The sequence below is a fragment of the Streptomyces sp. NPDC097981 genome, assembly GCF_040302565.1.
Taxonomy (GTDB): Bacteria; Actinomycetota; Actinomycetes; order Streptomycetales; family Streptomycetaceae; genus Streptomyces.
Genome location: NZ_JBEORW010000040.1, coordinates 12973 through 31345, shown reverse-complemented (window position 1 = coordinate 31345; position 18373 = coordinate 12973). Strand labels below are relative to the sequence as shown.

Genomic DNA, 18373 nt, shown 5'->3' with positions numbered 1-18373 from the left:
CCGGCCCCCACCCGCAGACATTCCGCCGATATCCCTTCGCGGCTGCGCACTTTTAGCGTGACCGCATGACCCCTCACGTCGCCACCGGCGCGGCCGTCAAGGCCGCCGACCGCGCCCACGTCTTCCACTCCTGGTCCGCCCAGGCCCTGATCGACCCGCTCGCCGTCGCCGGGGCCGAGGGGTCGTACTTCTGGGACTACGACGGCAACCGCTACCTCGACTTCTCCTCCCAGCTGGTGAACACCAACATCGGCCACCAGCACCCCAAGGTCGTCGCCGCGATCCAGGAGCAGGCCGCCCGGCTCTGCACCCTCGCGCCCGGCTTCGCCGTCGACGTCCGCTCCGAGGCCGCACGCCTCATCGCCGAGCGCACCCCGGGCGACCTGGACAAGGTCTTCTTCACCAACGGCGGCGCCGAGGCCGTCGAGAACGCCGTACGGATGGCCCGGCTGCACACCGGCCGCCCGAAGGTGCTCTCGGCCTACCGCTCGTACCACGGGGCCACCGCCGCCGCGATCAACCTGACCGGCGACCCGCGCCGCTGGCCCTCCGACACGGCCGCCGCCGGCGTCGTGCACTTCTGGGGCCCGTTCCTCTACCGCTCGGCGTTCCACGCCACCACCGAGGCCGAGGAGTGCGAGCGCGCCCTCGCGCACCTCGCGGACACCATCGCCTTCGAAGGGCCGGCGACCATCGCCGCGATCATCCTGGAGAGCGTGCCCGGCACTGCCGGGATCATGACCCCGCCGGCGGGCTACCTCGCGGGCGTGCGCGAGCTCTGCGACCGCCACGGCATCGTCTTCGTCCTCGACGAGGTCATGTCCGGCTTCGGGCGGACCGGCAAGTGGTTCGCCGCCGAGAACTGGGGGGTCACCCCCGACCTGATCACCTTCGCCAAGGGCGTGAACAGCGGGTACGTGCCGCTCGGCGGCGTCGCCATCTCCGGCGCCATCGCCGAGACCTTCGCCACCCGCCCCTACCCCGGCGGCCTGACGTACTCCGGCCACCCCCTGGCCTGCGCCGCCGCCGTGGCGACGATCAACGCGATGGAGGAGGAAGGCGTCGTCGAGCACGCCGCCCACCTCGGCGAGAACGTGATCGGCCCGGCGCTCGCCGACATCGCCGAGCGGCACCCGTCGGTCGGCGAGGTCCGCGGCCTCGGCGCCTTCTGGGCCCTGGAGCTCGTACGGGACAAGGAGACGCGCGAGCCGCTCGTCCCGTACAACGCGTCCGGAGCCGACAACGCCCCGATGGCCGAATTCGCGGCGGCCTGCAAGGCCTCCGGCCTGTGGCCGTTCGTCAACATGAACCGGACGCACGTCGTCCCTCCGTGCACCGTCACGGAGGCGGAGGCCAAGGAGGGGCTGGCCCTGCTGGACGAGGCGCTGACGGTCGCCGACCGGCACACCACGTCGGCCTGACCCGGCGGCTTCCGCGGAAACCGGTCGGTATTCGATCGGTTTCAGCCTCGCTGCCTGGCCTAAGGTGTCCGGAGTTCACTTAAGGAGACGGACCCCTATGCCAGGCAGCGGCGCTGTCACCCGCAACACACTTCGCCAGCAGATCGCGGACGCGCTGCGCGACGAGGTGCTCGCGGGACGCCTGCCACCGGGCACCGAGTTCACGGTCAAGCAGATCGCCGAGCAGTACGAGGTCTCCGCGACCCCCGTACGCGAGGCACTGGTCGACCTCGCGGCCCAGGGGCTGCTGGAATCGGTCCAGCACCGGGGCTTCCGCGTGCGCGTCTACTCCGTGGACGACTACCGGGGGATGATCGAGGCCCGTACGCTCATAGTGGACGGGATCTTCCGGCGGCTCGTCGAGCGCGGCGTCGCGCCCGGCTCCGGCGAAATGCTGGTGTCGGTGCGCCGTCGTGCCGAGGAGGCGTGCCGGGCCGCGCAGAGCGGCTCGCTCGAAGTGCTGATCGGCTACGACCTGCGCTTCTGGAGGGAGCTGAGCGGGCTGGTCGGCAACACGTACATCTCGGAGTTCCTGCACCGGATCCGGGTGCAGTGCTGGGTCTTCGCAGTACCGCACCTGAAGGCGGCGCCGGATCTGCACACCGGGCTGTGGTCCGGCCACAACGAGCTGGTCGACGCCGTGACCCGTGCCGACGCCGACGAGGTGCGCAGCCTCGTGCACGCGTACAACCAGCACGGGCTGGACTGGGCCGCGGGTCTGACGGCGGTCGGCGCGTGACCGGCCGGGCCACGACAGGAGCGACCGGCCAGGCAGTCACCGGCCAGGCAGCGACAGGCCAGGCAGCCATCGGCCAGGCCGCGACCGGCGCCACCGAAGCGGCTCCGGCCTGGCTGGGCGCCGTCGGGCTCTCCGTCGTCGTCCCCGCCCACGAGGACGAGCACCGGATCGGCCCGACGCTCGACGCCCTCCGCGCACACCTCGACGCCCGCTTCGGCAGCGGCCCCGGCGACTGGGAGCTCGTCGTCGTCGACGACGCCTCCACCGACGCCACCGCCTCCCTCGTCGAGGCGGCGGCCGCCGACGAGCCCCGGATCCGGCTGATCCGCTCCGAGCACCACCGTGGCAGGGGCGCCGCGCTGCGCGCCGGAGTGCTCGCCTCCGCCGGTGGGCGGGTCCTGCTCGCCGACGCCGGGCTGAGGACGCCGCCGGCCGAGCTGGACCGGCTGGAGCAGGCCCTCGACCAGGGCGGCGAGCCCGCGGCCGCCGCCCTCGGCCGGTCGGGAAACCGGCTGGTCCGCGCCCTGGGCATCCCCGGGATACCGGGCTTCCGCTCCGACACCTGCGGGTTCGCCCTCTTCGACGGGGACCGGGCGCGGGCCGCCTTCGGTGCCTCCGTCCTCGACGGGCCGGCCATCGACGCCGAGGTGCTGCGCTGGATGCGCCGCCGGGGCTGGCACGTGGCCGAGGTACCGGTGCGCCGGACCGCGCGGCAGACCACCCGGCCCCGGCCCAGGCCCCGGCGGACCGCCGGCGACCGGCGCCGTGCGCTCGCGGAGCTGTTCCGGCTGAACGCAGGCGGCCTCGCCGTCGCCGCCGTCTTCCTCGCGCTCTCCGCGTACGTTTTCCACGGCCTGTGGGCGGACCTCGACGGGCGCTACCTGAAGGACGCGCTCCAGGACCAGAACCAGTGGGAGTGGTTCGTCGGCGTCGCCACCGACAACATCACCCACCTGCGCAATCCGCTCTTCACCACGGCCCAGGGCATGCCCGACGGCGTGAACCTGATGGCCAACGCGACGATGCTCGGCCTGACCGTCCCGCTGATCCCGGTCACGCTCCTGTTCGGCGAGACCGTCACGTTCGCGCTGGTCCTGACCCTCGGCATGGCCGCGAGCGCCTGGACCTGGTACTGGCTGATCCGCCGCCGCTTCGTGCACGGCCGCTGGGCCGCCGCCGCGGGCGGGGCGCTCGCAGCGTTCGCGCCGCCGATGGTCTCCCACGCGAACGGCCACCCGAACTTCGTCGTCCTCTTCATGATCCCGCTGATCATCGACCGGGCCCTGCAGCTGTGCGAGGGCAGGAACGTCGTGCGCGACGGCGTCCTGCTCGGCCTGTTCGCGACGTACCAGATCTTCCTCGGCGAAGAGCCGCTGCTCATCGCCGCGCTCGGCATGATGGTCTTCTCGCTCGCGTACCTGCTGGTCGACCGGCGGCGCGCCCTCGACGCCGCGCGGCCGCTGGGCCGCGGCCTGGCGGTCGCCGCCGCCGTCTGCCTGCCGCTGCTGGCCTTCCCGCTGTACTGGCAGTTCTTCGGACCGCAGAGCTACCACTCGGTGCTGCACGGGGACAATGCCGGGAACAGCCCGCGCGCCCTGGTCGAGTACGCCGCCCGCTCCCTCTTCGGCGACGCGGAGACGGCTGGCCGGCTCTCCCTGAACACCACCGAGCAGAACGCCTTCTACGGCTGGCCCCTGCTGGCGTTCGGCGCGGCCGTGTGCGTGTGGATGTGGCGGCGTACGGCCGTCCGCGCGCTCGCGATCACCGGCGCCGTGGCGCTGCTGCTGTCCCTCGGCCCGTGGGTGCCGGTTCCGCGCACGGACGTCGTGCTGCCGGGGCCCTGGCGGCTGGTGGTCAAGCTGCCGCTGTTCGAGTCGGTGATCGAGGGGCGTGTGGCGATGGTGTGCGCCCCCGTACTGGGGGTGCTGCTGGCGCTGGCGCTGGACCGGATCGTACGGATCCGGGCGCGCGAGCTGCGCACGCTCGGCCTGCTCGGGGTGGCGGCCGCGCTGATCCCGGTGCTGCCGCTGCCGCTGGCCGTGCGGGAGCGGGCGCCGGTGCCGGCGTTCATCACCTCGGGCTCGTGGAAGGGCTACGTCAAGGACGGCGAAGCGCTCGTTCCGGTACCGCTGCCGGACCCGGGCCAGGCGGACGCACTGCACTGGCAGGTCGAGGCGGACTTCGGCTTCCGGCTGGCCGGCGGCTACTTCAACGGCCCGTGGGGACCCGACCGGATCGGCATCTACGGAGCGACGCCGCGGCACCTCTCGAACCTCCTGCGCGACGTCCGCTACGGGGCGCAGCCGCCGGAGATCACCCCGCAGTGGCGGGAGCAGGCCCGGCAGGACCTGGAGTTCTGGAAGGCGGGCGCTGTCGTACTGCCGTCCCAGGACCGGGATGCGGAGCTGCGCGACATGCTCAGCGAGCTGCTGGGCCGGCAGCCGGAGAAGGTGCAGGACGTATGGGTCTGGAGGGTGGGCCCGGGACAGCCGTAGCAGGCGGTTCCGCTACAGGTTCTGCGCAGCCCTTCGCGGAGGGTGTTCGGCGCACTACGCTGGCCGGATCGGCGCCAACGACTGATCGGAGCCCGCGTGGCCTGTGACCTGTGGCTGGTCCCCCTTGTCGACGTGCTGTGCCACAGCCCCGACAACCCCTTCGCGGAAGAGATCGCCTCGTACGACAAAGCGCTGGGCGAGGCGGGTCTGCCGTCCGTGCCCGTGTTCGCGTACATGCCGGGCCTGAGCGGGGACGTGGCCCCCGTCGCCGGCTTCGACTACGACGCCCTGCACTTCCTGCGGCGGGCGTACCTGCTCCAGATCTGCGGGCTGCCGGTGACGCCGGTGGACGAACTGGGCGGGGACTACGAGCAGCTGCTGGAGATGTTCGAGCCGACGGCGCAGCAGTCGCACCTGGTGTGGCACTACGACCACGCCGGGGCGTACGTGCCGGTGGATTTCGCGGCTCCGCTGGCGAACGAGGAGCTGCTGGCAGGGGGCGGGCCGCTGGGGTCGGCGCAGGGGCTGCTGCGCGAGCTGATGGTGGTGGCGCCGGCGATCGGGATCGACCCGGGGAATCCGCCGGTGGCGCCGGCCGCGCCGGGGCGGCCGACGTCGCTGGAGGAGCCGGCGGGGCCGATTCCGTACGACGAGAGCCCGTTCGCGCGGGAGCGGCACGTGTGGCTGGGGCTGCATGCGGCCGCGACACGGAGCCTGGGCCAAGGCTCGATGATCATCTTCAGCTGACCGCCGCCCCGGCCCTCGCCCGGTGCCGGCCCGCCGTGGCCACCCCCGCGGGGGATGGGCCGCCGCCCGGCCCCCGCACCTCAGTCGCCGGCGGGGCCGGGTCCGGGTCAGCGGGGCTGCTCCGGGGGGCGTTGGCGGGGCATGTTGGGCCGGGTGCCCGGGGGGAGGGGGAAACGAGCCGGGGGGAGGCCCGCCTCGGCCCGGGACGGCGGGGCGCCGAGCGACTGCAGCACCAGCGGCGCCGGGCCCGAGGAGAACTCCAGCATCCACTCCGCGGTCTCGGACCGCACCAGCTCCGTCACGTCCTCCGAGAATCGCCGCAGGACGGTGAGGCACCGCTCCGCCGCCTCGCCCGCCGTGCCCTCCGTGGGGCCCAGGACCTCCCGTACGTTCTCCGAGGCCCAGTCGAACTGGAGGGTCTGGAGGCGGCGCTGGACGGCCTGTGCCGTGGCCACGTCGCGCATCCAGCCCGACGTCAGGCCGAAGAACCGGTCGCAGGCCAGGCAGGCCGCGCCCAGCAGCAGGGACAGGTACCCGTACGGCATCGCGCCCGCGGTGGATCCGGTGAGCTCCAGCAGCGGGATCGAGGCACCGGCGATCGCCCCCACCGCCGCGCCGATCCGCAGCACCCGCGCGGCCCGGCGCTTCCACGCCCGGTCGGACAGATACCACTCCGCGGTGCGCAGGGCATCGGCCTCGACGCGTCGGTAGAGCTCGTCCAGCCGCTCGGCCGGTTCGCCCCAGTCCCCGAGGGGGAACGGTCCGCCGGTCAGATCGCCCGCCGCCATGGGTCCGCTGCCCTCCTCCCGGGGATCCCGGGGTGGCCCCTCGGGCTGCATCTCCGGCTGGCTCACCCGGCGCTCCCTCTGCCTGCGCTGACGTGTGGTGGTGCGCGTGTGCGCAATGATGCGCATGCTCTTCCTACCTTCGAATGGCGGCCGATGGGCGCCGAATCCCCGGTTTTCCGCTCGCAAGGAGGGCTCCATCAGGGACGCGCACGCCGCATCTCTCACTCGAAAGAGTTGGTCCTCACGGCGTAGGGCGCGCCGCGCGGGGAGCACGTAGGCTCGGATTGACCAAGCTGCCCCAGGCTTGGACAACGTTACGGAGTGAATGACCTGTGATTCCCGGTGGTGGCCAGCCCAACATGCAGCAGCTGCTCCAGCAGGCCCAGAAGATGCAGCAGGACCTCGCGGCGGCCCAGGAGGAGCTGGCCCGTGCCGAGGTCCAGGGCCAGGCCGGCGGCGGCCTCGTCCGGGCGACCGTCACCGGTTCCGGTGAGCTGCGCGCACTGGTGATCGATCCGAAGGCCGTGGACCCGGAGGACACCGAGACCCTCGCCGACCTGGTCGTCGCGGCGGTCCAGGCGGCCAACGAGAACGCCCAGGCGCTCCAGCAGGAGAAGCTGGGCCCGCTCGCCGCAGGCCTGGGCGGCGGCACCGGCATCCCCGGTCTCCCTTTCTAGTTCCTTCCCCCTACCCCCACCCATCCCGAAAGAAGGCAGTCCGTGTACGAAGGCGTGGTCCAGGACCTGATCGACGAACTGGGCAGGCTGCCCGGCGTCGGGCCCAAGAGCGCGCAGCGGATCGCCTTCCACATCCTGCAGGCGGAGCCCACCGACGTCCGGCGTCTGGCGCACGCGCTGCTGGAGGTCAAGGACAAGGTCCGCTTCTGCGCCGTGTGCGGGAACGTGGCGCAGGAGGAGCGGTGCAGCATCTGCCGCGATCCGCGCCGCGACACCACGGTCATCTGTGTCGTGGAGGAGCCGAAGGACGTCGTCGCGATCGAGCGGACCCGCGAGTTCCGGGGGAAGTACCACGTCCTCGGCGGCGCGATCAGCCCGATCGAGGGCGTCGGCCCGGACGACCTGCGCATCCGCGAGCTGCTGGCGCGCCTCGCGGACGGCGAGGTGACCGAGCTGATCCTCGCGACCGACCCGAACCTGGAGGGCGAGGCGACCGCCACGTACCTCGCCCGCATGATCAAGCCCATGGGCCTGAAGGTCACCCGCCTGGCCAGCGGGCTCCCCGTCGGGGGAGATCTGGAGTACGCGGACGAGGTCACGCTCGGGCGGGCCTTTGAAGGAAGGCGACTTCTCGATGTCTGACGCAACGCTGCACGCCCTGGGCCAGGATCCGGACGACTTCGCCGTCCAGATCGCGGACCAGATCGAGTCCTTCATCGTCGCGGTCACCGAGGTGGCCAAGGGCGAGGACCCGGACAGCGCGGTGCCCTTCCTCCTCCTGGAGGTGTCCCAGCTGCTGCTGGCGGGCGGCCGGCTGGGCGCGTACCAGGACGTCCTGCCCGACGAGCGCTACGAGCCGGACACCGGTCCGGAGCCGGACGTGGACGAGCTGCGCGAGCGGCTCGCGTACCTGCTGGACCCGGTCGACGTGTACTCCGAGGTCTTCGACCCCTACGAGCCGCGCAAGGCGCCGGTGGCGCACCGGATCTCCGACGACCTGGCCGACGTGGTGGCGGACCTGCGGCACGGCCTGGCGCACTACCGCGCGGACCGGACGGCCGAGGCACTGTGGTGGTGGCAGTTCTCGTACTTCTCCAACTGGGGCTCGACCGCATCGGCCACGCTGCGCGCACTCCAGTCGCTGGTCGCGCACGTACGGCTGGACCAGCCGCTGGAGGCGCTGGACGGTCTGGACACCGACGAGGACCTGGCCGAGGATGACCTCGCCGAGCAGGCCGGACGGGTGATGGCCGAGGAAATCGGCGCCCGGCTGGGTCTGCCCGGGAAGTAGCGGGGAAGGAACCGGGCGGCCGCACCCGCGAGCATCGGTGAGGGGATCGGGGAACTCGTTCTTTGATCTGGTCGTCTCATGATGCGGTACGAAGCGGTCGGATCGCGGCCGCTCGTTACACTGCACCAGCAATGAGACGGACTGAGCGAGGAGCGCACGTGGGCCTTGTCGTGCAGAAGTACGGAGGCTCCTCCGTAGCCGATGCCGAGGGCATCAAGCGCGTCGCCAAGCGGATCGTGGACGCCAAGAAGAACGGCCACCAGGTGGTCGTCGTGGTTTCCGCGATGGGCGACACGACGGACGAGCTGATCGATCTCGCCGAGCAGGTATCCCCGATGCCTGCCGGGCGTGAATTCGACATGCTGCTGACCGCCGGAGAGCGTATCTCCATGGCCCTGCTGGCCATGGCGATCAAAAACCTGGGCCACGAGGCCCAGTCGTTCACCGGCAGCCAGGCAGGCGTCATCACCGACTCGGTCCACAACAAAGCGCGCATCATCGATGTCACGCCGGGCCGTATCCGCACTGCACTGGACGAGGGCAACATCGCTATCGTCGCCGGCTTCCAGGGCGTGTCGGCGGACAGCAAGGACATCACCACCCTCGGCCGGGGCGGCTCGGACACGACCGCCGTCGCGCTCGCCGCGGCGCTGGACGCCGAGGTCTGCGAGATCTACACCGATGTCGACGGCGTCTTCACCGCGGACCCCCGCGTCGTGAAGAAGGCCCGGAAGATCGACTGGATCTCCTCCGAGGACATGCTGGAGCTCGCCGCCTCCGGTTCCAAGGTGCTGCTGCACCGCTGCGTCGAGTACGCACGCCGATACAACATCCCGATCCACGTACGCTCGTCCTTCTCCGGACTGCGCGGCACCTGGGTCAGCAACGAGAAGCCGCAAGGGGACGAGCAGGTGGAGCACGCCATCATCTCCGGAGTCGCTCACGACGTCTCCGAAGCCAAGATCACGGTCGTCGGTGTCCCGGACAAGCCGGGCGAGGCCGCGGCGATCTTCCGCGCCATCGCGGACGCCGAGATCAACATCGACATGATCGTGCAGAACGTGTCCGCCGCGTCCACGGGCCTGACGGACATCTCCTTCACCCTCCCCAAGACCGAGGGCCACAAGGCCATCGACGCCCTGGAGAAGGCGAAGGGCGCCATCGGCTTCGACTCGCTGCGCTACGACGACCAGATCGGCAAGATCTCCCTGGTCGGCGCAGGCATGAAGACGAACCCGGGCGTGACCGCCTCGTTCTTCCAGGCGCTGTCCGACGCGGGCGTCAACATCGAGCTGATCTCGACCTCCGAGATCCGCATCTCGGTCGTGACCCGCCAGGACGACGTCAACGAGGCCGTCCGTGCCGTGCACACGGCCTTCGGCCTCGACTCCGACAGCGACGAGGCCGTCGTCTACGGAGGCACCGGACGATGACCGCGACCCGGTCGACCCCGGCTCCGGCGCTCGCCGTGGTCGGGGCGACCGGAGCAGTCGGCTCCGTGGTGCTCCAGATCCTGTCCCAGCGGGCGGACGTCTGGGGCGACATACGCCTGATCGCCTCCGCGCGCTCGGCCGGCCGCATGCTGGCCGTGCGCGGCGAGGAGATCGAGGTACTCGCCCTCACCGAGGACGCCTTCGACGGCATCGGACCGGGCGACGTGGTGCTGTTTCTGACCCCGGCCGAGGTGTCGGCCCGCTGGGCCCCCGTCGTCGTCACGCGCGGAGCCGTCGCCGTCGACCAGTCCGCGGCCTTCCGGGAGGACCCCGAGGTGCCGCTGGTGGTGCCCGAGGTCAATGCGCAGGCCGTACGCATGCGGCCGCGCGGGATCGTCGCGAGCCCGGACTGCGTCACGGCCGCGATGATCGCGGTCCTGGGTGCGCTGCACGCCGAATACGGGCTGGCAGATCTGACCGTGTCCTCGTACCAGGCCGCGAGCGCGGCCGGCCGGGCCGGCTCCGAGGCGCTGCGCCGCCAGCTGTCGCTGGTCGCCGGGACCTCCCTGGGGGAGCAGACCGGGGACGTGCGCCGTGCGGTGGGCGAGGACACCGGGCCCTTCGCGGCCCCGCTCGCCCTGAACGTGGTCCCGTGGTCCGGTGAGCTGCGGGGCGGCGGCTGGTCCTCGCACGAGCTGGCCATACGGGCACAGACGCGCCGGGTCCTGAACCTGGACGCGCTCCCGGTGGCGGTGACCTGCGTGCAGGTGCCCGTGCTGACCGGGCATTCGCTGAGCGTACGGGCGCGGTTCGAGGCCGAGGCGGACGCCTCGCACGCCCGGGAGATCCTGGAGGCCGCACCCGGCGTGGTCGTGGTGGACGACCCGGCGGCCGGGGAGTTCCCGACTCCGGTGGACGCGGCGGGGACGGATCCGGCGTGGTTGGGGCGGCTGCGTTCCTCGCTCGACGATCCGCGCTCCCTGGAGTTCTTCGTGTGCGCGGACAATCTCCGCAACGGAGCCGCCCTGAACGCCACCCGGATCGCGGAACTGATCGCTGGTGAATTCGCGTAATTCACTTTGTAGGATCGATGCTGATCCCTTGATCAAGGTGATGGCCTGACTGCCGCCTGGACGGGCGGGGCAATCAGGAAGAGCGGGTACGCATGAGGGCAATGGGGATTTTGCTGGTGAGGCGGCCTCACGCGTACAACCCTGGTGGGGGGACGCGTGTCCAACTGGCGTGGCAGAGGCACTTCTCGACTTCGCCGTCGTACCGGCGCGCAGCGCAGTCAGTGCGCCGCGCCGGCCTTTCCGTGTGCCCGCGCCCGGCGGCTTCCCGGTGATCGTTCCCGTGCCACCGACCACGCCGACCGCGCAGAGCACGCCGACCGCGCCGACCGCACAGAGCGCCCCGACCGCGCCGACCGCTGCACCGGCCGCAGTGCCCTCCGCCGTACCGACCCGGGGCGGCCGCGTGCCCGCGCCCCGCGATAGCGCGGAGGCCGCCGGGAGCGGAGAGAAGGCGGCCGCCGCTGCCGAGCCGGTCGTCGTCGCCGGCACAACGGTCGACCACCTCACCGAGACCTACCAGGCCCACTACCGCTCGCTGCTCGGCCTCGCCGCGCTGCTCCTCGACGACACCGCCTCCTGCGAGGACGTCGTCCAGGAGGCGTTCATCCGCGTCCACTCGGCCAGGAACCGGGTTCGCGATCGGGACAAGACACTGGCGTATCTGCGCCAGACCGTCGTCAACCTCTCGCGCTCCGCGCTGCGCCGCCGCATCCTCGGCCTCAAGCTCCTCTCGAAGCCGATGCCGGACATGGCCAGCGCCGAGGAGGGCGCGTACGACCAGCTGGAACGGGACGACCTCATCAAGGCGATGCGCGGACTCCAGCGGCGCCAGCGCGAGGTGCTGGTGCTGCGGTACTTCGCGGACATGACGGAGGCCCAGGTCGCCGAGACGCTCGGGGTCTCGCTCGGCTCGGTCAAGGCGTACGGATCGCGGGGCATTGCCGCGCTGCGGGTGGCGATGGAGGCTGCGCAGTCATGATGGACGACCACACTCCGCCGGGCGGGGCGGGCGAGGAGCAGGCCCTGCGGGACCTGCTGCGCGGAGCCGTCCAGGGACTGGAGCCCTCCGAGGGCGCGCTGGAGCGGCTGCAGTACGCCGTCCCCGTCCGCAGGACCCGCAAGCGGCAGGCCCTCGTCGGGGCGGTGGCGGCCGTGCTGCTGGCCGGGACGGCCGTCCCGGCGGCCCTGCACCTGCACATCACCGGCGGCGAGGGCGGCACCGCCGAACACTCCGCGATGGCCGGGCACGGCGAAGAGCCCGGAGCCACGGCGGGTGACGGCGACTTCGGCCCGCACCAGGACGCCGGGAGCGCCGCGCCCAAGTCGCCCAAGGCCGCGGGCAAGGGCGTGGAGTCGGGCGGCGCCGGCGTGCAGCCGGACCCGCAGGCAGGCGGAGCCCCGACCGGCGGCGGGACGGCCGGCCCGGTCGCCGGGGGCGCCTCCGCGGGCGCCTCGGCCGGTACCGGTCCGCTGCCCCCGGCGGCGGCGCCCGGCGTGCCCGGGTGCAGCGGGGAGCAGCTCGGCGTGCAGGGCAGCACCAAGGCCCCGGAGGCCGACGGCAAGGTGTACGGCAGTTTCAAGGTCACCAACGTCTCGGCGCGCGGCTGCACCGTCGTCGGCCCGGGCAGCGTCACCGCGGCCTCGGTGACCGCCTCCGCGCCCGGCCAGTCCTCGGGGGTCACCGTGGTCGGCCACACGGCGGGGGACCCGGCGGCCGGGCTGCCCGACCCGTCGGCGGAGACGCCGCTGATGCTGCTCCAGCCGTACACGGCGTACGAGGTCCGCTTCGCGTGGGTGCCGTCGGCGCAGTCCTGCCCGGCGGCCTCGCCCGATCCGGGGCCCAAGCCCCCGGCGGGCGGAGCGCCGGACACCGGGCAGCGCGCGCCGGGCGGGGGCGCGTCGGCGCCGGGCACGGCACCGAACACCGCCGGTCCCGCCCCGGACACGACGGGGGTGGCGGTGACCCACACGCCGAACACGGCGCTGCCGGGTGCACCGACCACGCAGACGACGATCCCCTCGGCGTGCGGCGGGACGGTCTACCGGACGGGCGTCATTCCGCTGGACGCGCCGAAGGCGTAGCCGGAGCAGCAGTGCCCGGAGCAGCGGTGGCCGCGGCCGGCTCCTGCACCGCAGGCTCGGGCAGCAGCCCGGCCTCGGCGTCGCGCAGGCCCTCCACCTCGCGGCGGTAGAGCCGGAACCACATGAACAGCACGAAGGCCGCGAAGACGAACCACTCGCCGGTGTAGCCGAGGTTCTGGAACGCCTTCAGGTCGAGACCGGTGTTGCTCGGAGCCTGCGCGGGGACCGGGGCCAGCCCGTCCGCCGGGGTCTGCACCGTCAGCCAGCCGTCGTACATCCCGTACGGCACGAGGTTGACCAGCGAGGCCGCCCCGATCACGCCGAGCTGCCCGGCCGGCAGCCCGCCCTCGGCGTGCACGCCCTTCGTGGTGGAGGTCTCCGAGGACTGCAGTGCCCCGGTGACCTCGACCCGGCCGGCCGGGGCGGCCGGGGCCCTGGCCGCGTCGGCGGCGCCCGGCAGCCAGCCCCGGACCACCGGGACGGCCTTGCCGGAGTCGGTCCTGAGCAGGGTCAGGACGTAGAAGCCGTTCTTGCCGTCGAGCACCCGGTCGGGGACCAGCAGCTGCTCGGCGTACACACCGGAGGCGGAGGCGAGGCGTCCGGAGGTCTTCTTGTCCACCGGGAGCAGCGACTCCAGCGGCGCCGCGGCCTCGGTGGCGGGCCGCCCGGCGGCCGCCTCCCGGTGGGTGTCGACGCGGTCCTCGAACCGGCCGAGCTGCCAGGTCCCCATGAACAGGCAGAAAGGGACCGCGAGCGCGACGAAGACGTTGATCCCCCACCAGCGCGGGGTCAGGAGAAACCGGTGCACCCCACCACCGTACGGGGGGTGCACCGGATCTTCGGGGCCGGGTCGGGCGGGAGCGCCGTACGACAGGTGCCGCCACAGCGCTCCCACAGCGCTCCCACAGCGCTCCCGCAGCGCTCCCACAGCGCTACGGGAGGTGCTTCTGCACGAACTCGATCTCCATCCGGACCTGCTTGATCCGCTCCTCCACCACGAGCGAGCCGTGCCCGGCGTCGTACCGGTACACCTCGTGGACCGCCCCGCGCGCCACCAGCCGGTCGACGTAGTTGTCGATCTGCCGGATCGGGCAGCGCGGGTCGTTGACGCCCGCCGCGATGTGGACGGGGGCCCGCACCGCGTCGACGTACGTGAGCGGGGAGGAGGCCTCGAAGCGTTCGGGGACCTCCTCCGGCGTGCCGCCGAAGAGGGTGCGGTCCAGGGACTTCAGCGCCTCCATCTCGTCGTGGTACGCGGTGACGTAGTCGGCGACCGGTACGGCGGCCAGGCCCACGGCCCAGGCCTCGGGCTGCGTGCCCAGGCCCAGCAGGGCCAGGTAGCCGCCCCACGAGCCGCCGGAGAGCACCAGCCGCGCCGGGTCTGCGAGGCCGGAGGCCACCGCCCACTCGCGGACGGCGGCGATGTCCTCCAGCTCGATCAGGCCGACGCGGTGCTTGAGGGCGTCCGTCCACTCTCGGCCGTACCCGGTCGAGCCCCGGTAGTTGACGCGGACGACCGCGAAGCCGTGGTCCAGCCAGGCCGCAGGGGCCGCCGCGAAGGCGTCGCTGTCGTGCCAGGTCGGCCCGCCGTGCACCTCGAACACCGTCGGGAAGGGGCCGTCGCCGCGGCCCGCGGGCCGCTGGGCCAGTGCGTGGATCCGCCCGCCGGGGCCCTCCACCCACACGTCCTCCACCGGCACCGAGCCGGGCGGCCGGAACCCCGGGGGGTCCAGGACGACCCCGCCTGCGGTGGACCGTACGGCCGAGGGCTCGGCCGCGGAGGACCACTGGTACTCCACCGTGCCGTCGGGGCGGGCCGTCGCGCCCGAGACCGTGCCGGGCGGGGTGTCCACCCTGACCAGCTCCTGCGCGGCCAGGTCGTAGCGCCAGAGCTCGCTGCGCGCCTCGAAGCCGTGCGCGATCAGCAGGGCGGAGCCGTCCGGGTACCACTCGGCGCTCACATCGCCCGGCAGGTCGATCGCCAGGTCCTCCTCGGCTCCGGTGGCCACGTCCCACAGCATCGGCTCCCAGCGGCCGCGCCGCTGGTGGCCGACCAGCAGCCGGGTGTCCCCGGCGACCGGCGCGAAGCCGAGCACCTCCAGGCCGAGCTCCACCGTGCCGCCCCGGGAGTCGTCGAGCTCGGCGACCGTGGCGCCATCGAGGGTGACCACGCGCAGGGCCGAGTGCATGGCGTCGCCGTGCTCGGTGTGCTCGATCGCGATCAGGGTCCCGTCGTGGGAGAGGTCGCCGACGCCGGCCGACTCGCGGTGCCGGTAGATCACCACGGGCTCGGTGGCGTCCGGCCGCACCACGTGGATGGTGGACCCGTCCTCGTCGGTGGAGCGGCCGACGACCGACGTCCCGTCGCGGCCGATGGCGAGCCCGGCAGGGTACGACGGCTCCAGCCCGGGGGTGGCCGGCTCGTCGGGGCCGCCCGCGAAGGGCTGGCGCACCCAGGTGCCGAACTCGTCGCCGTCGGTGTCGGAGAACCACCAGATCCACTCGCCGTCGGGGGAGAGGGTTCCGTCAGTGGTCCCGTTCGGGCGGTCGGTGGCCTGGCGCTGCGTGCCGGTGGCGCGGTCCCAGGCGTAGAGCTCGTACGTCCCGGTCGCGTTCGAGACGAAGAGCGAGCGGTCCGGGGCGTCCTCGGCCCAGTCGGGCAGCCCGACGCGCGGCGCCCGGAAGCGCTTCTCCCAATCGGGCATGGCCGTGTTGTCAGTCATACCCCCTATGTAACCCGATTGGCGCTGTCGGATGGTCGGGACGGCCGGGAGCAGGCAGCGTGGGCGGGGTCCCACCCAGCCGTTTTCAGTGAGGAGTGATCATGGCGAACAAGCGCAAGGAACAGACTCACGAGGACCGTCGGTCGTCGGACTCCCGGACGCCGGGCAAACCGGCGCAGCTGGTCGAGGACGTACGCGAGGCGCAGACGATGGCCTTGAAGGAGGACCGGATGCGGGAGCAGCGCCGCAAGGGCGGGCGCGGCTGAGCCGCTGCCCCTGCCGACTGCCGATTAACCGGTCGTGGCCCGTGGTTTCCCCGGAAACCACGGGCCACGGTCTTAGGCTGGCCGCATGCGGATGATCGTCCGGGGCGCCCGGCTGCTGCACACTGACGGCCTGTTCGACGTCGAGGTCGCCGAGGACGGCCGTATCGCGCGGGTGGTCCCGTACGACGACCAGAAGGAGCCGCCGGCCACCGGCGTGCTGATCGAGGCGCACGGCGGGCTGCTGTCGGCCCCCTTCGTCGAGCCGCACATCCACCTGGACACGGCCCTGACCGCCGGGGAGCCGCGCCCGAACGCCTCCGGGACGCTGTGGGAGGGCATCGCCTGCTGGAGCGAGCGCAAGCCGACCCTGACCCGCGAGGACGTCGTCGCCCGGGCCACGGAGGTGCTGCGCTGGCAGGCCGCCCAGGGCGTGCTGCACGTACGGACGCACTGCGACGTCACCGACCCCGCGCTGACCGCGCTGGACGCGCTGCTGGAGGTCCGCGACCGGGTCCGGGAATTCATGACCCTGCAGATCGTCGCCTTCCCGCAGGAGGGTGTCCTCTCCTTCCCGGACGGCGAGGCGCTGCTGCGCGAGGCGGTCCGGCGCGGTGCGGACGTCGTCGGGGCGATCCCGCACTTCGAGGACACCCGCGAGGACGGGGTGGCGTCGCTGGGCATCGCCTTCGCGGTGGCCGAGGAGCACGGTCTGCGGGTGGACGCCCACTGCGACGAGATCGACGACGAGCAGTCCCGGTTCGTGGAGGTACTGGCGGCGCTCGCGCTGCGCACGGGGCTGCGGGAGCGGGCGACGGCCTCGCACACGACGGCGATGGGCTCCTACGGCGGCGCGTACAGCTTCAAACTCCAGCGGCTGCTGGCGCGTTCCGGGATCAACCTGGTCTCCAACCCCTTCGCGAACCTCAACCTCCAGGGCCGCTTCGACGGCTACCCCAAGCGGCGCGGCCTGACCCAGGTCAAGGAGATGCTGGCGGCGGGGGTCAACGTGGCCTTCGGCCACGATGACGTGATGGACCCCTGGAACGCGCTCGGCACCGCCAACCCGCTCCAGACCGCCCTCGTCGGGCTGTACGCCGCGCAGCTCACGGGAGCGGACGAAATCCCGGTGGCCTTCGAGATGGTGACGGAGCGTGCGGCGCGGGTGCTGGGCCTGGCGGCCGCGGAGTACGGGATCTCCGAGGGCGCCCCCGCCTCGTTCGTGCTGCTGGATGCCGAGACCCCCGCGGAGGCTGTCCGCCGCCAGGTCCGGCCGCGGTACGTGGTCGCGCGGGGGACCGTACTCGCCGAGACGCCGCCGGCTCCGGTCCGGCTGAACTGGCCGGGGGAGGCGCCGACGACGGTGGATTTCCGGCGGCCGTAGGCTCATGCCCCATGAGGACATGGACATGTGACACGGCATCGGGCCGGGCCGCCCTGGAGATCGCGTCGGAGTACGCGGACGCCAGTCTGCTGAACCACTCGATCCGCTCGTACGCCTTCGGTGCGCAGTACGCGGCCCGGCACGGGCTCCGTTACGACGACGAGCTCCTCTACGTCAGCGCACTGGTCCACGACCTGGGGCTGACCGCGCCGTTCGACAGCCACACGCTGCCCTTCGAGGAGGCCGGCGGCCATGTCGCCCGCGTCCTGACGGCGGGCCTGGGGTGGCCGGCGGACCGGCGCGCCCGCGCCGAGGAGGTGATCGTCCGGCACATGCGGGACGACGTCACCGCGGCCGAGGACGCGGAGAGCCACCTCCTCCAGGTCGGCACCAGTGCCGACGTCTCGGGGCTGCGCGTCGCCGAGTTCGACCCGGCGTTCACCGCGGAGCTGCTGCAGGCGCACCCCCGGCTGGGCTTCGGCGCGTCCTTCCTCGCCCTGGTCGAGGACCAGGCCGTCCGCAAGCCCGACTGCGCGGCGGCGGCCTACGTCGCGGGCGGCGCGGAGCGGCGGATCAAGGCCAACCCGCTCGACGGGCGGGACTGAGGGGCCCGCGAGCCACCCCCGTCCCGGAGCCGGCCGCGTCCCGGCCGCGTCGGCCGCCGGGCGGGACGGGCCCGGCGATAGCCTGCGCGCATGTCGTGGGACGAGGACGGAACGCCGCACCCGCTCGCACTGCGCCGCACCGGCCGCAGCGAGCAGGAGCCGGACCGGCTGCCCGAGGTCCGGGAGCTGGAGGTACTCGGCTGGGAGCCGGCGCCCGAGGACACGCTGTGGGTGTTCCTGCCGTACGTCTGGCCCCCGGCGGCCCGGACCTGGATCCCGGACCGGTCCACGCACTGGGCGGTGGAGACCCGGCTGGACGGCCACGGGCACATCACCGACGTGGAGGCGACCCCGCTCGCGGACCCCGACCTGCACGACCTCGACTGGGAGGCCGAGGAGGTCCTCGCGGGCCTCGGCCTCCCGCACCGGCCGCCGGGCCGCCTCTGGCTGCTGCGCCCGCTCGGCGCCCTCCCCACGGTCGGGGCGGTACTCGAACACCTCCGGGCGGTGGCGGACGAACGAGGCGTGGAGGTCCGGGCCTCGGCCGCCTTCCTCACCCTGGTCCGGGCCGAACTGGCCTCCCTGGCCGCCGGGTCCGGAGCCGGCACGTAGG

Annotated in this window: 18 protein-coding genes; 15 read left to right on the top strand and 3 right to left on the bottom strand. The window is 73.0% G+C overall.

The genetic code is table 11. The annotated features are described in order from the left end of the window. Window positions 1-65: 65 nt before the first annotated feature. The 4 genes from ABTY04_RS30665 (at window position 66) to ABTY04_RS30650 (ending at window position 5441) form a co-directional block, all read left to right on the top strand. On the top strand, window positions 66-1421 hold the full coding sequence (locus ABTY04_RS30665; RefSeq protein WP_352216678.1) for an aspartate aminotransferase family protein: 1356 nt from the start codon (window positions 66-68) through the stop codon (window positions 1419-1421). Between the two features lie 97 nt (window positions 1422-1518). Further along, window positions 1519-2199, top strand: a complete 681-nt coding sequence (locus ABTY04_RS30660; protein ID WP_352216677.1) for a GntR family transcriptional regulator — start codon at window positions 1519-1521, stop codon at window positions 2197-2199. Next, window positions 2196-4694, top strand: a complete 2499-nt coding sequence (locus ABTY04_RS30655; protein ID WP_502996749.1) for a glycosyltransferase — start codon at window positions 2196-2198, stop codon at window positions 4692-4694. The genes ABTY04_RS30660 and ABTY04_RS30655 overlap by 4 nt, the downstream gene beginning before the upstream one ends. A 96-nt stretch (window positions 4695-4790) precedes the next feature. After that, complete coding sequence (locus ABTY04_RS30650) at window positions 4791-5441, top strand: putative DNA-mimic protein (RefSeq protein ID WP_352216676.1); 651 nt, start codon at window positions 4791-4793, stop codon at window positions 5439-5441. Between the two features lie 107 nt (window positions 5442-5548). On the opposite strand, the gene ABTY04_RS30645 is transcribed toward ABTY04_RS30650, so the two are convergent. Next, complete coding sequence (locus tag ABTY04_RS30645; protein WP_352216721.1) at window positions 5549-6295, bottom strand: SLATT domain-containing protein; 747 nt, start codon at window positions 6293-6295, stop codon at window positions 5549-5551. Between the two features lie 266 nt (window positions 6296-6561). Here ABTY04_RS30645 and ABTY04_RS30640 point away from each other — a divergent pair, with 266 nt between their 5' ends. The 7 genes from ABTY04_RS30640 to ABTY04_RS30610 all read left to right on the top strand — a co-directional run bounded on the left by ABTY04_RS30640 (window position 6562) and on the right by ABTY04_RS30610 (window position 12785). Next, window positions 6562-6906 carry a YbaB/EbfC family nucleoid-associated protein gene (locus ABTY04_RS30640; protein ID WP_352216675.1) on the top strand — a complete coding sequence of 115 codons (345 nt, stop codon included), beginning with the start codon at window positions 6562-6564 and terminating at the stop codon, window positions 6904-6906. 42 nt (window positions 6907-6948) lie between these two features. Beyond that, complete coding sequence (gene recR, locus ABTY04_RS30635; RefSeq protein ID WP_352216674.1) at window positions 6949-7548, top strand: recombination mediator RecR; 600 nt, start codon at window positions 6949-6951, stop codon at window positions 7546-7548. Continuing rightward, the gene (locus ABTY04_RS30630) at window positions 7541-8197 is read left to right on the top strand and encodes a DUF5063 domain-containing protein (RefSeq protein WP_352216673.1); all 657 of its coding nucleotides are present in this window, start codon (window positions 7541-7543) and stop codon (window positions 8195-8197) included. The genes recR and ABTY04_RS30630 overlap by 8 nt, the downstream gene beginning before the upstream one ends. A 158-nt stretch (window positions 8198-8355) precedes the next feature. Further along, the gene (locus ABTY04_RS30625) at window positions 8356-9630 is read left to right on the top strand and encodes an aspartate kinase (RefSeq protein WP_352216672.1); all 1275 of its coding nucleotides are present in this window, start codon (window positions 8356-8358) and stop codon (window positions 9628-9630) included. Further along, the gene (locus ABTY04_RS30620; RefSeq protein ID WP_352216671.1) at window positions 9627-10703 is read left to right on the top strand and encodes an aspartate-semialdehyde dehydrogenase; all 1077 of its coding nucleotides are present in this window, start codon (window positions 9627-9629) and stop codon (window positions 10701-10703) included. The genes ABTY04_RS30625 and ABTY04_RS30620 overlap by 4 nt, the downstream gene beginning before the upstream one ends. A 169-nt stretch (window positions 10704-10872) precedes the next feature. Then, window positions 10873-11682, top strand: a complete 810-nt coding sequence (locus ABTY04_RS30615; protein ID WP_352216670.1) for a SigE family RNA polymerase sigma factor — start codon at window positions 10873-10875, stop codon at window positions 11680-11682. Continuing rightward, window positions 11679-12785 (top strand): hypothetical protein, encoded by a 1107-nt coding sequence (locus tag ABTY04_RS30610; protein ID WP_352216669.1) that lies wholly within the window; start codon window positions 11679-11681, stop codon window positions 12783-12785. Before ABTY04_RS30615 ends, ABTY04_RS30610 begins: the two co-directional genes overlap by 4 nt. Here the strand turns inward: ABTY04_RS30610 and ABTY04_RS30605 are convergent. Together ABTY04_RS30605 and ABTY04_RS30600 are read right to left on the bottom strand one after the other, a co-directional pair. Beyond that, window positions 12757-13593, bottom strand: coding sequence for an SURF1 family protein (locus ABTY04_RS30605; protein ID WP_352216668.1), 837 nt, complete (start codon window positions 13591-13593; stop codon window positions 12757-12759). The genes ABTY04_RS30610 and ABTY04_RS30605 overlap by 29 nt on opposite strands. A gap of 124 nt (window positions 13594-13717) precedes the next feature. After that, the gene (locus ABTY04_RS30600) at window positions 13718-15508 is read right to left on the bottom strand and encodes a S9 family peptidase (RefSeq protein WP_352216667.1); all 1791 of its coding nucleotides are present in this window, start codon (window positions 15506-15508) and stop codon (window positions 13718-13720) included. Window positions 15509-15609: 101 nt separating this feature from the next. Here ABTY04_RS30600 and ABTY04_RS30595 point away from each other — a divergent pair, with 101 nt between their 5' ends. The 4 genes from ABTY04_RS30595 to ABTY04_RS30580 all read left to right on the top strand — a co-directional run bounded on the left by ABTY04_RS30595 (window position 15610) and on the right by ABTY04_RS30580 (window position 18372). Further along, window positions 15610-15774, top strand: coding sequence for a hypothetical protein (locus tag ABTY04_RS30595; RefSeq protein WP_352216666.1), 165 nt, complete (start codon window positions 15610-15612; stop codon window positions 15772-15774). A gap of 85 nt (window positions 15775-15859) precedes the next feature. After that, window positions 15860-17155 (top strand): cytosine deaminase, encoded by a 1296-nt coding sequence (gene codA, locus ABTY04_RS30590; RefSeq protein WP_352216665.1) that lies wholly within the window; start codon window positions 15860-15862, stop codon window positions 17153-17155. An 11-nt stretch (window positions 17156-17166) separates the two neighbouring features. Continuing rightward, a complete protein-coding gene (locus ABTY04_RS30585; protein WP_352216664.1) occupies window positions 17167-17760 on the top strand; it encodes an HD domain-containing protein in 594 nt (197 codons plus the stop codon). A 90-nt stretch (window positions 17761-17850) separates the two neighbouring features. Next, complete coding sequence (locus tag ABTY04_RS30580; RefSeq protein ID WP_352216663.1) at window positions 17851-18372, top strand: DUF5956 family protein; 522 nt, start codon at window positions 17851-17853, stop codon at window positions 18370-18372. Window position 18373 lies beyond the last annotated feature (1 nt).